Below are 15,156 nucleotides of genomic sequence, written 5' to 3'. Positions count from 1 at the left end.
CGCCGTGATGTGCGGACGATGCCGGGCGGCGAGCGAAGCGCGCGCGCACGCAACGCATCGTCAGCGCGCGCCGCCGTGCAGCGCGGCGACCCGTGCGGCGACCATGATCGCCTTCATCTCGCGCACCGCGTTGTCCCAGCCTGCGAAGATCGCGTGCGCGACGATCGCGTGGCCGATGTTCAGTTCGACGATGCCGTCGATCGCGGCGATCTGCTGCACGTTCGTGTAATGCAGGCCGTGGCCGGCGTTGACCTTGAGACCCAGTTGCGCGCCGGCCTGCACGCCGGCGACGATGCGCTCGTATTCGCGCTGCTGCTCGGCCTCGTCGTGCGCATCGGCGTAGCGGCCGGTATGCAGCTCGACCACCGGCGCGCCGGCTTCGTGCGCGGCACGGATCTGCGTCTCGTCCGGATCGATGAACAGCGACACGCGCACGCGGGCGTCGGCGAGCTGCCTGCATGCCGCACGCACGGCCTCGAAGCGGCCGGCAACGTCGAGACCGCCTTCGGTCGTCAGTTCCTCGCGCTTCTCCGGCACGAGGCACGCGTCGTGCGGACGCACTTCGCATGCGATGTCGAGCATCTCGGCCGTCACCGCGCATTCGAGGTTCATCCGCGTCTTCAGCAGAGGGCGCAGCTTGCGCACGTCGGCGTCGACGATGTGGCGGCGGTCCTCGCGCAGATGCAGCGTGATCGCGTCCGCACCGGCCTCTTCGGCGGCGAGCGCCGCGCGGATCGGATCGGGATAGGACGTGCCGCGCGCGTTGCGCAGCGTCGCGACGTGGTCGATGTTCACGCCGAGGTCGATGGCGGTGGGCGTTGTCAGGAAGAAACTCATAGGTTTTGCAGGTCGATCAGGATCTGACGCGTGGCAAGCGGCGTACCGCCGAGATAGGTGTTCAGCAGGAAGCGCATCAGCGTCTTGCTTTGCGCGACCGTCTGGGCTCGATGGTAATCGTCCTGCTCCATGTCGAGCAACGTCTGTCCGGTAATCACCGGCCAGTGCGACGGTACGTCGTCGTCCGCATTGCGCACGCCGCGCTCGGGATCGAACACGTAGCGGCGATCCGGCTCGACCGCACGGCGCGCGACCGTGCGGTTCAGCGCCATCGCATAGCCGGTCTCGCGCAGCAGCACGCGCTCGAACGAGCGCAGCACCTGCACCGCAGGCTCGCCGTGCGCAAGGCGCGTGAGGGTCAGCACGTAGTGATTGAAGAGCGGCGGCTGCGGATCCTCGCGCGCGCAGAATTTCACGAGCAGCTCGTTCGCGTAGAAGCCGCACAGCAGCCCGTCGCCGCCAAGCGGGAGCATCCCGCCGACCCACTCGGCACCCGTCAGCGTGCGTACTTCGGATTTGCCCGACCAGGACAGCAGCAGCGGCTGGAACGTCTGCAGCACGCCGCGCAGCGCGGAGTGCGGGCGCTTCGCGCCCTTCGCGACGAGCGCGAGGCGGCCGTGATCGCGCGTAAGCACGTCGATGATCAGGCTCGTTTCCCGATACGGATAGCTGTGCAGCACGAACGCCGGCTGCTCGGCGACGCGGAAATCGGACGTGCGAGACGTCGCGCGTCGCGCCTTGCGACGCGGCGGTTCGGGCGGTGCCGGCAACGGCGCGTCGTTCGCGCCGGCGGTCACCGCGTCTTCGGTCGACGTCAGCGCGTCATTCGTACCCATAGGCGCGCAGCCCCGCCTCGTTGTCGGCCCACCCGCTCTTCACCTTCACGAAGGTCTCGAGATACACGGGGCCGTCGAACAGCTTCTCCATGTCCATCCGCGCCTCGGTGCTGATCTGCTTGAGCTTCTCGCCCTTCTTGCCGATCACCATCGCCTTGTGCGAATCGCGCTCGACGAGGATCGTCGCGAAGATACGCTTCAGGCGCCCTTCCTCCTCGAACTTGTCGATCAGCACGGTGCTCGTGTAGGGCAGTTCGTCGCCGGTCCAGCGGAACACCTTCTCGCGCAGGATTTCGGCCGCAAGGAAGCGCGAGCTGCGGTCGGTCAGTTCGTCCTCGCCGTAGATCGGCTCGCCTTCCGGCAGGTACGGCTTGATGGTGTCCAGCAGGCGCTTGATGTCTTCCGGCCGCTGTGCCGACAGCGGCACGAGTTCGGTGAATTCGCGCAGCCCGCTCATCTGTTGCATGAACGGGAACAGCGTCGCCTTGTCGGACACACGATCGATCTTGTTCGCGATCAGCAGCGTCGGCATGCCGGGCGGGATCAGGTCGAGCACCTTCTGGTCGTCGGGCCCGAAGCGGCCGGCCTCGATCACGAACAGGATCACGTCGACCGACGTGAGCGTCGACGTGACCGCGCGGTTCAGCGAGCGGTTCAGCGCGGTGCTGTGACGGGTCTGAAAGCCCGGCGTGTCGACGAACACGAATTGCGCGTCGTCGAACGTGTTGATGCCGGTGATGCGATGGCGGGTCGTTTGCGCCTTGCGCGACGTGATGCTGATCTTCTGGCCGACGAGTGCGTTCATCAACGTCGACTTGCCGACGTTCGGGCGGCCCACGATCGCGATCATGCCGCAACGGAAACCGGTAGGAGCGGGAGTGTTCATATCGTTTGAGAGACAGGTTCGGAAACGGCCGCGCGGCGCGCGGCACGATCGAGGGGCAATTCAGTGGTCGGCATCGGCCACGCGCGCCTGCGCGGCAGCGAGGCTTGCGCCACCCTGCGGCGTCTCGGTGCCGGGCGCCGCGGCGTCGCGGGCGCGCGACGTTGCACGCGAAGCGGCGTCTGAACCGGCAGCGGGCTTGTCGGTGGACGCGGCCGGATCGGCCGCCTGGCCCGCCTGCTTGTCGGCTGCACGGGGTGCGGCTTCCGCGTGCTTGTCCGTCGCGCGCGAGCCGGCTTCGTTGCGATCCGACGGCTTCTCAGACGCCTTGTCGGCCGGCTTGTCGGCCATCGGCTTCGGGGGCCGGTCGGCCTTGTCCGTGGCCGTTTCCACATGCGCCGCGCGAATCGCGGCCATCGGCGCCTGCGTCGGCCGCTCGGTCGTGTGTGCGCCGGCGTCGGTCGCTGCCGACCCGGCAGCAGGCGCCTTCGCGTCGCGCGTCGTCGCACGCTCCTTTCGTTCCGGCGAACGCAGGTCGAGTGCTTCCTGCACGCCCTTCACGCCCGGCACGATTTCAGGCTCGACGTGCTTCGACCCGCGTGCGTTCTTCGAACGCTTCGGCTTCGCGGCCAGCATCGGCGCGGCCGCCAGCACCTCGTCGAGCGCCTTCTTCGCGGCAGCCTGCTCGGCCGCCCGCCGGCTCGCGCCGGAGCCTGACACCTTCACGTCGAGCTTCGGCACCGTGCACTCGACCTCGAACTGCTGATTGTGCGCCGCACCATGAGTCGCGACGACCGTATAGGTCGGTAGCGCGATCTTGTGCCCCTGCAGGTACTCCTGCAGCAGCGTCTTCGCATCCTTGCCGAGCGTGCGCGGATCGATGTGGTCGAGAATCGGGATATAGAGGCGCTTGATGACCCCTTGGGCGGCTTCGAAGCCGCCATCGAGGAATACCGCCCCGATGATGGCTTCGAACGCGTCCGCGAGGATCGACGGGCGACGGAAGCCGCCGCTGCGCAATTCGCCCTCGCCCAGCCGCAGCCCTTCCGAAATATTCAGGGCCTGAGCGATTTCGTAGAGCGACTGCTGCTTGACGAGGTTGGCGCGCACGCGCGACAGATCGCCTTCGTCCAGCTTGCTGAAACGCTGGAACAAAAGGGCGGCCACCGCGCAATTCAGAACGGAATCGCCGAGAAACTCGAGCCGTTCATTGTGCGTGGCACTGTGACTGCGATGGGTCAAAGCCTGGCGCAATAATTCCGCATTGCGAAATTCGTAGCGCAGCCGGCTTTCCAACTGGGATAGGGGCATGTGCAGGAGTATAACGCGGGCGCCGGTCGGGCCGAAACGGCACGGCCGGACGCGAAAAGGCGTGACGAGGCGGTGTTACCGCCGGTTCTTAAACTAGTTCGGCAATACGCGACGCGGCCCGTGCGTCGCGTATTGCGTGCGAGTCGAACGCGATCAGTTGAAGGAACCGATGCGCTTCAGGTCGCCGAAGTTCATCCAGATGAAGAACGCGCGGCCGACGATGTTGTTGTCCGGCACGAAACCCCAGTAGCGGCTGTCGGCGCTGTTGTCGCGGTTGTCGCCCATCATGAAGTAGTGGCCCGGCGGCACCTTGCAGATCACGCCGCGGCTGTTGTACGTGCAGTTGTCGCGATACGGATAATCGTAAGCGCCCATCACGAACGGCGGCACGGCCGGGTTGTTGAGGATCGCGTTCTTCTTGTTGCCGATCGTTTCCTCGAACTGCTTTGCGTAGTTCTGGCGCTCGTCGTCGAAGAAATCCGGCAGCGGCGTTTCGGGCACCGGCTGGCCGTTGATCGTCAGTTGCTTGTCCTGGTAAGCGACCGTGTCGCCCGGCAGGCCGATCACGCGCTTGATGTAGTCGACCGACTCGTCCTTCGGATAACGGAACACGACGACGTCGCCGCGCGACAGCGGGCTGCCCTGCGTGATCTTCGTGTTCGTGATCGGCATGCGCAGGCCGTATTCGAACTTGTTGACGAGGATGAAGTCGCCGACCAGCAGCGTCGGCACCATCGAGCCCGACGGGATCTTGAACGGCTCGACGACGAACGAACGCACGACGAATACGGCCAGGATCACCGGGAAGAAGCTCGCGGTGTACTCGAGCCACCACGGCTGACGCAGCTTTTCGTCGCGCAGCTTCGAACGCGTCTGCCCCGCGTTTTCGTCCGCGAAACGCTTGTCGATGCGCGACTGCTGGCGATCGAACTCCTCGATCGCCGCATCGGCCGCCTTGCGTCGCCGCGGCAGGAACACCAGTTTGTCCAACACCCACGCTACGCCCGTCACGACGACGAGCACAAAAAGAATCAACGCAAAATTCATAAAAGGATCAGTCCTGTTATTTGTCTTCGACGCGCAAGATCGCGAGGAACGCTTCCTGCGGGATCTCGACCGAACCCACCTGCTTCATGCGTTTCTTACCTTCTTTCTGCTTCTCGAGCAGTTTCTTCTTTCGCGTGATGTCGCCGCCGTAGCACTTCGCGAGCACGTTCTTGCGGAGTGCCTTGATGTTCTCGCGCGCGACGATGTGCGCACCGATCGCGGCCTGGATCGCCACGTCGTACATCTGGCGCGGAATGATCTCGCGCATCTTCGCGGCCACTTCACGGCCGCGATACTGCGACTGCGAGCGGTGCACGATGATCGACAGCGCATCGACCTTGTCGCCGTTGATCAGCATGTCGACCTTCACGACGTCCGACGTGCGGTATTCCTTGAACTCGTAATCCATCGACGCATAACCGCGCGACACCGACTTCAGCCGATCGAAGAAGTCGAGCACGATTTCGGCCATCGGGATTTCGTACGTGAGCTGCACCTGGCGGCCGTGATACTGCATGTTGATCTGCGAGCCGCGCTTCTGCTCGCACAACGTGATCACGGACCCGACGTAGTCCTGCGGCATGTACAGGTTCACGGTGACGATCGGCTCGCGAACTTCGGCGATGCGGCCGGGCTCCGGCATCTTTGCCGGGTTCTCGACCATGATCGTCGAGCCGTCGCTCTGCACGACCTCGTAGACGACCGTCGGCGCGGTCGTGATGAGATCCATGTCGAATTCGCGCTCGAGCCGCTCCTGCACGATTTCCATGTGCAGCAGCCCGAGGAAGCCGCAGCGGAAACCGAAGCCGAGCGCCTGCGACACTTCCGGCTCGTACTGCAGCGATGCGTCGTTGAGCTTCAGCTTCTCGAGCGACTCGCGCAGCGCGTCGTACTGGTTCGCCTCGACCGGATAGAGGCCCGCGAACACCTGCGGCTTCACTTCCTTGAAACCCGGCAGCGGCTCGGTGGCGGCCTTGGTCACGTGAGTGACGGTATCACCGACCTTCGCGGCCGTCAGTTCCTTGATGCCGGCGATGATGAAGCCCACCTGCCCGGCCGACAGCGATTCGAGATTGCGCGACTTCGGCGTGAATACCCCGACGTGCTCGACCGGATACTGCGCGCCGGTCGCCATCATCTTGATCTTGTCCTTCGGGCGCAGCGTGCCGTTGACGATGCGCACGAGCATCACGACGCCGACGTAGTTGTCGAACCACGAATCGATGATCAGCGCCTGCAGCGGCGCGGCCGGATCGCCCTTCGGCGGCGGCACCTTCGCGATCAGCGCTTCGAGCACGTCCTCGACGCCGAGCCCCGTCTTCGCGCTGCAGCGCGTCGCGTCGGTCGCGTCGATGCCGATCACGTCCTCGATCTCCTCGATCGCGTTCTCGGGGTTCGCCGCCGGCAGGTCGATCTTGTTCAGCACCGGCACGACCTCGACGCCGAGCTCGATCGCCGTGTAGCAGTTCGCGACCGTCTGCGCCTCGACGCCCTGGCTCGCGTCGACCACGAGCAGCGCACCTTCGCACGCGGACAGCGAACGGCTGACCTCGTACGAGAAGTCGACGTGCCCCGGCGTATCGATCAGGTTGAGGTTGTAGACCTTGCCGTCGCGGGCGCGATAGGACAGTGCCGCCGTCTGCGCCTTGATCGTGATGCCGCGTTCGCGCTCGATATCCATCGAATCGAGCACCTGCGCTTCCATTTCACGGTCGGCGAGGCCGCCGCATACCTGGATGATGCGATCCGCGAGCGTCGACTTGCCATGGTCGATGTGCGCGATGATCGAGAAATTGCGAATATGATCCATTCAGTGCCGATCAAGCGAAAAAGGCGCGCTCGACGACTGCGGAGCACGCCTTGTAAGTCGGTGAAAAAACGGCTTATTTTAGCCGAAAAGGCCTTTGCCGGGCGGTAATTTGGGACGTCTGGTCGAGGACGCCCGGTCAGGGCACCCTGCCGGAGGCCTTGGCGGGTAGACTCGCACCGAAACTCCGCGCAGGGCGCGGCCGGCGGCGGGGCCAGATTCAGCGCCGCGCCGTTAGCGCGCCGCGCACCCTCGCCTCGTCGAACCGGTGGCGGCACACCTCCGTGCCGTCCAGCAACAGCACCGGCACGTCCTCGTCGTAACGGGCGACGAGCGCCGGATCGGCGTCGATGTCGACGTAGTCGACGGCAACGCCGAACTCGGCCGCCACGGGCGCCAGCGCATCGCGCATGTCGTCGCACAGATGGCACCAGCCGCGGCCGTAGAGCGTGAACATCGGCGCGTTACTTCTGGATCGGGCGCGGGCGCACCGGCACGAACTGCGTGTTGTCGCCGCGCCGCACGAGCACCGCGACCGCCTTCTGCGGATCCAACTGCGCGGTCACGTCGGCGAACTGCTTCGCGCTCGTGATGTCGGTGTCGCCGACGCGCAGCACGATGTCGCCGCGCTGCAAGCCCGCACGGGCCGCCGGACCGTCGACGCCGTCGATCTGCACGCCATTCTTCAGCTTCAGCGACTTCAGCTGGTCAGCCGAAAGGTCGCTGACCGTCAAGCCGAGTGAATTGGCCTGGCGCGGCTTCTGCGGCACATTCTTGCGCTGCTCGGCCTTCGCCGTCGTCTCCGCCGGCGTCTCGGCGATCGTGATCGGCACATCACGCGCCTGACCCTTGCGCCACACGCTGACGGTCGCCTTGGTGCCCGGCTTCGTGTCGCCGACCATGCGCGGCAGATCCGACGCCGCATCGACCGGCCGGCCGTTGAACTTCAGGATGATGTCACCCGGCTGAATGCCCGCCTTGTCGGCCGGACCGCCCGGCTCGACGCTGCTGACGAGCGCGCCTTCCGCCTTCGGCAGCCCGATCGAGTCGGCCACGTCCTTCGTCACTTCGCCGATCGCCACCGCGATGCGACCGCGCGTGACCTTGCCGGTCGCCTTCAGCTGGTCTGCCACGCGCATCGCCTCGTCGATCGGGATCGCGAACGAAATGCCCATGAAACCGCCGGTGCGGCTGTAGATCTGCGAGTTGATGCCGATCACCTCGCCCTGCATGTTGATCAGCGGGCCGCCCGAGTTGCCGGGGTTCACCGCGACGTCGGTCTGGATGAACGGCAGGTAATCGCCCGTGTTGCGGCTCTTCGAACTCACGATGCCGGCCGTCACGGTGTTGTCGAGGCCGAACGGCGAGCCGATCGCGACGACCCACTCGCCGACGCGCACCTTGTTCGAATCGCCGATCGCGACGACCGGCAGATTCGACGCCTGGATCTTGACGACCGCGACGTCCGTGCGGTCGTCGACGCCGACCAGTTTCGCCTTGAATTCGCGCTTGTCGGTCAACGTCACGTAGATGGTGTCAGCGTCGTCGACGACGTGCGCGTTGGTCATCACATAGCCGTCCGCCGACACGATGAAGCCCGAACCGACGCCACGGTTCTGCTCGGTGTCGGGCGGATTGTCTGGCGCCGGCGCGTTTTTCGGGTTGCCATTGCCGTTGCCGCCACCGGGCGCCTGCGGCAGCGGAATGCCGAAGAAGCGCCGGAAGAATTCCGACATGTCGCCGTTGTCGAAGCCCGGCGGGAGCACGCCGCGCGGCCCGGGCGTCGGCACGTTCGCGGTGGTCCGGATGTTCACGACAGCCGGCCCGACCTTCTCGACCAGATCGGCGAAGTCGGGAAGGCTGGCTGCAGGAGGCGTGACAGCGGCAGCGGTATGCGAGGCAAGCGGCAGGCAGGCAAACAGCACCGCCGCCGCGAACACTTTGCGCAGCGTGAGTTTCGTCATGTCGAAAGCCGTAGCGTTACTTGGAAGCCTTGTATTCTATGGCAGACGCGAACTGCTGCAACGTGGCCGGCGGCACTTCGCCGAGCACGGTGATCCAGTAGTCGCCGCGACGCTTCACGAGCACGTGGGTCGCGCCGGTGCTGCCCGCACCTTCCTTGCGCGTGTTCTTTTCGGCCGGCTCGATGAAGACGGAGATCGTCGCGAGGCCGTCGGTGAAGACGGCCTGATCGACCGGAATCGGCGGATCACCGGCGTCGCGCGCGGCCATCGGGCGGCGCACCTCGCGAATCTTCCGGAATCCGGCGATGGTCGGTGCGATCTGCCAGCCCTGCGCTTCCATGTCGACCGTCGCGACCGGCGGGCGGACGACCGTCCAGCCGCTCAGGTTGCGCATGCCGGCCGCAATCGCGGATTTGTCGCCGGCCGTGCCGCCTGTCTGCACTTGCGAAAATGCGACCTGCTCGAGCACGTGATCGCTCGCATCGAGCGTCTGCGAACGCAGCAGCAGCCCGGTGCGGGTGTCGGCCCACAGCTTGTACGTGAACCGGTACGCATCCTTCGGTACGAGTTCGACCACTTGCGCATCGACTCCGGCCACACGGTCCTTGCCGAGCAGCTTCGCGTCATAAACGGACATCACGTGCTCGCCGCCCGCGCCGAGCAATGCAGGGAACGAATCGCGCGTCTGGCGGCGCTCGACCACGCACAACTTGCGCTCGGGAACGAACGTGTACAACTCGTCGTTGTGCCGCAGAACCTTGCGCGGCTTGCCGTCGAGCGATTCGATCCGCTCGAACTCGCCGTCGCGGGACGCCACGTGCGCGATACGCGACGACTGGACATAGCCGCCGCGCTGGTAGACGAACGTACCCTCGTAGCTCTGCTGCTGCGCCGCCTGCTGGATGCGATCGAGCCAATCCGCCGCACCCTTGCGGGTCGCGACGGGATCGTCCGGTTGCTGGGCGCTGGCTGTGAGGGATTGGACGGACAACAGGGCGGCTGCGCAAAGCAGGAGGGCCGGCAGCCGCTTCCATCCGGAGATGGCGTGATTCAACTGCAATGTCCGCATCGGGTTTATTGGCCTGGCGTGGTGGTCACGGCAGCGCGGATCAGCGGCATCGAGCCCGTGACGACGGGCTGCTGCGCGAATTGCTGGTGCGCTTCAAGGTATTGGTCGAGACTTGCGTCGCGGATGATGTTGACGTCCTGCAGACCCGGCTGCGCCGATGCCTGCGCAACCGTCACGCGCTGCAGGTTGCCGTTCTGCGGTGCGCCTGTCGATGCGACCTGGACGGCGCCCGGCGCGCCGGCCGTCTGCATCTGCGGGACGACGATCCACGTCAGCGTGGCGGCCGCGGCGGCCACCGCGAACGCGGGCACGACTCGCCGGCGCAGCGACAGCAGTTTGCGCGCGACCGGCGCGGCGGCCGGCGCGAGCAGGTGCGGCTCGCTTTCGAGCGCGGCCGACATGCGCGCGGTGAACGCGACGCTCAGCGCGGGCGACAGCGCGAGCTCGTCCGAGCGCAGCGCATCGCCGATCAGGTGGTAATGGGCCCACGCAGCGCGATCCGCGCGGTCGAGCTCAGCCAGAAACTGCCCGTGATCCGGGCCGTCGAACAGTTCACCGTCGACCAGAGCGGAAAGGCGCTCGCCGCGCGAGCACGCTTGCGACTGCGTATTGACCGACCCCATGATGCTCCCCATCTTGCACACACCCCGTCGTGACTTCACGACTCTATCCGTAACTAGACCCCGACCCGCTTCGTTGCGCCCGTCGCGCTTACCAGCGCTTGCCTTCGGGCGTATCGAGCAGCGGACGCAATTTCGCAGCAATTGCCTCGCGCGCCCGGAAGATCCGCGACCGGACCGTCCCAATCGGACAATCCATCATTTCCGCGATCTCTTCGTAGCTCAGGCCCTCGATCTCGCGCAGCGTGATCGCCTGGCGCAGTTCTTCGGGCAGGACGGCCATTGCAGCGTTGACCGTCTCGGCAATCTGCTTGCTCATCAACATCGACTCAGGCGTGTTGATATCCCTTAGTTGGTCTGCGTCGGAGAAAGTTTCCGCTTCCTCGGCATCGGCCTCGGTGGAGGTCGGTGCCCGGCGGCCCTGCGTCGCAAGGTAGTTCTTCGCCGTATTGACGGCAATCCGGTACAACCACGTGTAGAACGCCGACTCGCCGCGAAATTGCGGCAGCGCACGATACGCCTTGATGAACGCGTCCTGGGCCACATCCTCGACCTCGGCGGGATCCCGCACGAGGCGCGAGATCAACCGAATGATCTTGCGGTGGTATTTGGAGACCAGGAGTTCGAACGCTGCCTTGTCGCCTTTCTGTACGCGCTCGACCAGAGCCTGATCGATTTCTTTTTCACTCACCTGACAAATCCGTTAACTAGGGATGCAACGCGGAGCGTTATTGTAGCGTTCCGGCGCCGGGCGCTGGTTACGGTCGGTAACTGCGCCACCGTCATGCCCGCCCCGCCGTGCCCGCGGTACGCGCCAGCACGGACAGCGCGCTGAACGACGCGGCATCGAGCGCATCCGCCGGGATCAGCAGCGGCCGGGCGCGCCGGGCGCCCTGCCCGACCGACAGCACGAGCAGCAGGCTGCTCCAGTGTGCATGGCCGGTCACGCGGCCCCGGGCCAGCAAGCGCCCGGTGCGGCCAAACGCCGCAATCTCCCCGAATGCATCGATCCGCAGTTCGGCCGGCAGCCGACGGGCACAGGCCCGCGCGGCACACACGGCAAGCAGCGCAGCCGTCGCCGCGGACACGCACGCGCCGGCAGCAGCACCGGCCCGCGGCGCCCAGAACAGGTACGCGGACGCGGCAGCCGCCGCGACGAACACGGCCAGCACGACATACGACACGGCCGAGGCCCGCAACGCAAAGCGCTGCGGACGCCCGGCCGGAGCATCGAATGGACTCGTCAAGCGATTCGGCGTCAGACGCGCTTGAACACCAGCGTGCCGTTGGTACCGCCGAAGCCGAAGTTGTTCTTCACGGCAACGTCGATCTTCATGTCACGCGCGGTGTTCGCGCAGTAATCGAGATCGCACTCGGGGTCCTGGTTGAAGATGTTGATGGTCGGCGGCGACACGTTGTTGTGCAGCGCCAGCACCGTGAACACCGACTCGAGACCGCCCGCGCCACCCAGCAGGTGGCCCGTCATCGACTTCGTCGAGTTCACGACGAGCTTGTACGCATGCTCGCCGAAGGCTGCCTTCACCGCGTCGGACTCGTTCTTGTCGCCGAGCGGCGTCGACGTGCCGTGCGCGTTCAGGTACTGCACCTCGTCCGCGTTCACGCCGGCGTCGCGCAGTGCCGCAACCATGCAGCGGCGCGGACCGTCCATGTTCGGCGCGGTCATGTGGTACGCATCGCCCGTCATGCCGAAGCCCGAGACTTCCGCATAGATCTTCGCGCCGCGCGCCTTCGCCGCCTCGTATTCCTCGAGCACCATGACGCCTGCACCCTCGCCGAGCACGAAGCCGTCGCGGTCCTTGTCCCACGGACGGGACGCGGTGGCCGGATCGTCGTTACGGGTCGACAGCGCACGCGCGGCCGCGAAGCCGCCGATGCCGAGCGGCGACACCGTCGATTCGGCGCCGCCCGCGACCATCACGTCGGCATCGCCGGCCTGGATCAGGCGCGCCGCGAGGCCGATGCTGTGCAGACCGGTCGTGCAGGCCGTCACGACCGCGAGGTTCGGGCCCTTCAGGCCGAACATGATGCTCAGGTGACCCGAGATCATGTTGATGATCGAACCCGGCACGAAGAACGGCGAGATCCGGCGCGCGCCGCGATCGACGTAGGTCTGGTGCGTGTCTTCGATCATCGGCAGGCCGCCGATGCCGGAGCCGACCAGCACGCCGATGCGTTCCGCATTGGCTTCGTTCACTTCGAGGCCGCTGTCCCGGATTGCCTGGACGCCGGCTGCGATGCCGTAATGGATGAACGTATCCATGTTGCGGGCTTCCTTCGCCGGAATGTACTCCTCGGCGCTGAAACCCTTCACCTCACCCGCGAAATGCACGGCAAGGTTCGACGGATCGAACTTCGTGACGGTGGCGATGCCGGACCTGCCGGCGACGAGATTGGCCCAGCCGTCGGCAACATTATTGCCAACAGGCGAAATCAGCCCCAGGCCTGTAACGACAACACGACGGCGGCTCACGGTAACCTCTTTTCCATTGGATGACAAAAACAAAAGCCACAGTGGCCACAGGAACCAGCCCTGCGAGCCCTGTGGCTGTTAGTCCGTCCGGCGCGGTTGCCGGCAGGATGGCGCGTCAAACGCGAAGATCGCGGCGACGTGGCAGACAAGCGCGAAAGGCGCTTACGCCTTGACGTTTGCGCGAGCGTAGTCGATCGCTTGCTGAACGGTCGTGATCTTCTCTGCTTCTTCGTCCGGGATTTCCATGCCGAACTCGTCTTCGAGCGCCATCACCAGTTCGACCGTGTCGAGCGAGTCCGCGCCCAGGTCGTTCACGAACGATGCTTCGTTCTTGATCTCGGCTTCTGCGACGCCCAGTTGCTCAGCGACGATCTTCTTGACACGTTGTTCGATGTTATCCATTACCCCTCCGAGGGAAAGTTCAGATTTACAAGTGCGCGCATTTTATCAGGTTTGCTGACGCCAAAACGCGCGTTGGCTTGATGGTCGATCAAGCGCCTATCCGCCTGAAAAACGGGATACGGCGCGGATGGTAAACGAAAACCGTTACGACATGTACATGCCGCCGTTCACGTGCAGCGTCGTGCCGGTGATGTAACCGGCCTGCGGCGATGCGAGGAACGCGACGGCATGGGCAATGTCTTCCGGGCTGCCGAGGCGGCCGAGCGGAATCTGAGTCTTGAGCGCGGTCTGCTGTTCTTCCGGCAGCGTCTTCGTCATGTCGGTGTCGATGAAGCCCGGCGCGACGCAGTTCACCGTGATGCCGCGGCTGCCGATCTCGCGCGCGAGCGCACGGGTCATGCCCGCGACGCCGGCCTTCGCGGCAGCATAGTTGACCTGCCCCGGGTTGCCGGCCGAACCGACCACCGACGTGATGTTGATGATACGGCCGCCGCGGGCCTTCATCATCGGGCGCAGCACTGCACGCGACAGGCGGAACACCGACTTCAGGTTGGTGTCGATCACCGCGTCCCAGTCCTCGTCCTTCATCCGCATCGCGAGCTGGTCCTGCGTGATCCCGGCGTTGTTGACGAGCACGTGGAGCGCGCCGAATTCCTTCACGGTCGCGTCGATCAGCGCTTCGGCCGCCGCCGCGTCGTTGACGTTCAGCACCGCGCCGCGGCCCGTCACGCCCGCTTCCGCGAACCCTGCGGTAATCGCGGCGGCGCCCGATTCGCTCGTCGCCGTGCCGATCACCGTCGCGCCCAGGCGCGCGAGTTCGAGCGCGATCGCCCGGCCGATGCCGCGAGACGCGCCGGTCACGATCGCAACCTGTTTATCGAGAGTCTTTTCCATGAATCGAATATCCGTCTCTTGAGGAAAGGCGCCGCGTCAGGCGGTCGCCAGCTTCAGTGCTTCGTCGAGCGAAGCCGGATCGAACACCGATGCGCCGACCAGGTTGCCGTCGATGCGCTTCGTCAGGCCCGACAGCACCTTACCCGGACCGCATTCGATCACGTGCGTGACGCCCGTGCCCGCGATGTGCTGCACGCATTCGACCCAGCGCACCGGGCCTGCGGCCTGGCGCACCAGCGCGTCCTTGATCGCGGCCGGATCGCTGGTCACCGCGACGTCGATATTGTTGACGACCGGAATCTGCGGCGCCTTCACGTCGACGTTCGCGAGATAGTCGCGCAACTGGTCCGACGCCGGCTTGAGCAGCGACGAATGGAACGGCGCCGACACGGGCAGCGGCAACGCGCGCTTCGCGCCCTTCGCCTTCGCGATCTCGCAGGCTTTCTCGACGGCCGCCTTCGCGCCCGCGATCACGACCTGCGCCGGAGCGTTGAAGTTCACGGCTTCGACGACGCCCGCTTGCGCGGCTTCGACACACACCGCGCGCACCGTGTCGTCATCGAGACCCAGGATCGCGGCCATGCCGCCCTCGCCGACCGGCACGGCCGTCTGCATCGCCTGCGCCCGGAAGCGCACGAGCGGCACCGCGTCCTTGAACGCGATCGCGCCCGCGGCGACGAGCGCCGTGTATTCGCCGAGGCTGTGGCCCGCGACGATCGACGGGGCCGGGCCGCCGGCCTGCTGCCATGCGCGGTAGCACGCGTAGGCGGCCGTCAGCATCACGGGCTGCGTGTTGGTGGTCAGATTCAGTTCTTCGGCCGGACCTTCGGCGATCAGCTTGCCGAGATCCTGATTGAGTGCATCGGATGCTTCCTGAAGCGTCTCGCGCACGACGGCCAGATCGGCGAATGCGTTGAGCATGCCGACCGACTGCGAGCCCTGCCCCGGAAAAACGAATGCAAATTTCATATCGTCCCCAATTGAATCGATTCGGA

16 protein-coding genes are annotated in these 15,156 nt (G+C 65.7%); all 16 read right to left on the bottom strand.

What is annotated here, in order from left to right:
- Positions 1 to 60: 60 nt before the first annotated feature.
- The 16 genes from pdxJ to fabD all read right to left on the bottom strand — a co-directional run bounded on the left by pdxJ (position 61) and on the right by fabD (position 15,130).
- A complete protein-coding gene (pdxJ, locus tag LGM71_RS02855; RefSeq protein WP_226113946.1) occupies positions 61 to 837 on the bottom strand; it encodes a pyridoxine 5'-phosphate synthase in 777 nt (258 codons plus the stop codon).
- On the bottom strand, positions 834 to 1,673 hold the full coding sequence (gene recO / locus LGM71_RS02850) for a DNA repair protein RecO (RefSeq protein ID WP_014897645.1): 840 nt from the start codon (positions 1,671 to 1,673) through the stop codon (positions 834 to 836). The genes pdxJ and recO overlap by 4 nt, the downstream gene beginning before the upstream one ends.
- Positions 1,660 to 2,559, bottom strand: coding sequence for a GTPase Era (era, locus tag LGM71_RS02845; RefSeq protein WP_059607060.1), 900 nt, complete (start codon positions 2,557 to 2,559; stop codon positions 1,660 to 1,662). The genes recO and era overlap by 14 nt, the downstream gene beginning before the upstream one ends.
- A 60-nt stretch (positions 2,560 to 2,619) precedes the next feature.
- A complete protein-coding gene (gene rnc / locus LGM71_RS02840; RefSeq protein ID WP_151048374.1) occupies positions 2,620 to 3,867 on the bottom strand; it encodes a ribonuclease III in 1,248 nt (415 codons plus the stop codon).
- A gap of 153 nt (positions 3,868 to 4,020) precedes the next feature.
- Positions 4,021 to 4,914, bottom strand: a complete 894-nt coding sequence (gene lepB / locus LGM71_RS02835; RefSeq protein ID WP_059678698.1) for a signal peptidase I — start codon at positions 4,912 to 4,914, stop codon at positions 4,021 to 4,023.
- Positions 4,915 to 4,930: 16 nt separating this feature from the next.
- The gene (gene lepA / locus LGM71_RS02830; protein WP_059607053.1) at positions 4,931 to 6,724 is read right to left on the bottom strand and encodes a translation elongation factor 4; all 1,794 of its coding nucleotides are present in this window, start codon (positions 6,722 to 6,724) and stop codon (positions 4,931 to 4,933) included.
- Positions 6,725 to 6,941: 217 nt separating this feature from the next.
- Positions 6,942 to 7,178: a glutaredoxin family protein gene (locus tag LGM71_RS02825; protein WP_174906976.1), complete on the bottom strand. Its 237-nt coding sequence runs from the start codon at positions 7,176 to 7,178 to the stop codon at positions 6,942 to 6,944.
- 7 nt (positions 7,179 to 7,185) lie between these two features.
- Positions 7,186 to 8,685: a DegQ family serine endoprotease gene (locus tag LGM71_RS02820; RefSeq protein ID WP_226113944.1), complete on the bottom strand. Its 1,500-nt coding sequence runs from the start codon at positions 8,683 to 8,685 to the stop codon at positions 7,186 to 7,188.
- Between the two features lie 16 nt (positions 8,686 to 8,701).
- Entirely contained in the window at positions 8,702 to 9,754 is a 1,053-nt protein-coding gene (locus LGM71_RS02815) for a MucB/RseB C-terminal domain-containing protein (protein WP_059607047.1), read from the bottom strand.
- 5 nt (positions 9,755 to 9,759) lie between these two features.
- Entirely contained in the window at positions 9,760 to 10,377 is a 618-nt protein-coding gene (locus LGM71_RS02810; RefSeq protein ID WP_059523722.1) for a sigma-E factor negative regulatory protein, read from the bottom strand.
- A gap of 88 nt (positions 10,378 to 10,465) precedes the next feature.
- Positions 10,466 to 11,065, bottom strand: a complete 600-nt coding sequence (gene rpoE, locus LGM71_RS02805) for an RNA polymerase sigma factor RpoE (protein WP_006752490.1) — start codon at positions 11,063 to 11,065, stop codon at positions 10,466 to 10,468.
- 91 nt (positions 11,066 to 11,156) lie between these two features.
- Entirely contained in the window at positions 11,157 to 11,621 is a 465-nt protein-coding gene (locus LGM71_RS02800; RefSeq protein WP_124623327.1) for a protein YgfX, read from the bottom strand.
- 11 nt (positions 11,622 to 11,632) lie between these two features.
- Entirely contained in the window at positions 11,633 to 12,865 is a 1,233-nt protein-coding gene (gene fabF / locus LGM71_RS02795) for a beta-ketoacyl-ACP synthase II (RefSeq protein WP_059607043.1), read from the bottom strand.
- Between the two features lie 162 nt (positions 12,866 to 13,027).
- A complete protein-coding gene (gene acpP / locus LGM71_RS02790) occupies positions 13,028 to 13,267 on the bottom strand; it encodes an acyl carrier protein (RefSeq protein ID WP_004197638.1) in 240 nt (79 codons plus the stop codon).
- A gap of 144 nt (positions 13,268 to 13,411) precedes the next feature.
- Positions 13,412 to 14,161 (bottom strand): 3-oxoacyl-ACP reductase FabG, encoded by a 750-nt coding sequence (gene fabG, locus LGM71_RS02785; protein ID WP_059607041.1) that lies wholly within the window; start codon positions 14,159 to 14,161, stop codon positions 13,412 to 13,414.
- A gap of 36 nt (positions 14,162 to 14,197) precedes the next feature.
- Positions 14,198 to 15,130: an ACP S-malonyltransferase gene (fabD, locus tag LGM71_RS02780; protein ID WP_124623331.1), complete on the bottom strand. Its 933-nt coding sequence runs from the start codon at positions 15,128 to 15,130 to the stop codon at positions 14,198 to 14,200.
- Between the last annotated feature and the right edge of the window lie 26 nt (positions 15,131 to 15,156).

This window comes from Burkholderia sp. AU33545 (genome assembly GCF_020419685.1).
Classification (GTDB): Bacteria; Pseudomonadota; Gammaproteobacteria; order Burkholderiales; family Burkholderiaceae; genus Burkholderia; species Burkholderia diffusa.
The sequence above is the reverse complement of the archived record's forward strand: the minus strand, read 5'-3'. Positions and strand labels throughout refer to the sequence as shown.